We start from the raw sequence: 267 nt of genomic DNA on the forward strand, positions 1-267 counted from the left end.
CCAGGATCAAACTCTCCAATAAAGTTTGTCTAGCATCATAAATAAAAATTGACGTTTCACGTTGTTTGTTTCGTTCAGTTTTCAAAGAACTGTTTGGTGGAGCCTAGCGGGATCGAACCGCTGACCTCCTGCGTGCAAGGCAGGCGCTCTCCCAGCTGAGCTAAGGCCCCAAATCAAGTATCGGGAAGACAGGATTTGAACCTGCGACCCCCTGGTCCCAAACCAGGTGCTCTACCAAGCTGAGCCACTTCCCGAAAGAGAACGCGC

2 tRNA genes are annotated in these 267 nt (G+C 50.6%); both read right to left on the reverse strand.

Features of this window, described 5'->3' with window-relative positions:
- Positions 1–94: 94 nt before the first annotated feature.
- Positions 95–170, reverse strand: a tRNA-Ala gene (locus MR056_RS22085).
- Positions 171–180: 10 nt separating this feature from the next.
- Positions 181–254: transfer RNA gene (locus MR056_RS22090), tRNA-Pro, on the reverse strand.
- Between the last annotated feature and the right edge of the window lie 13 nt (positions 255–267).

Origin of the sequence: Bacillus cereus group sp. BfR-BA-01360 (genome assembly GCF_022663595.1) — a bacterium.
In the GTDB taxonomy this organism is placed as follows: Bacteria; Bacillota; Bacilli; order Bacillales; family Bacillaceae_G; genus Bacillus_A; species Bacillus_A cytotoxicus.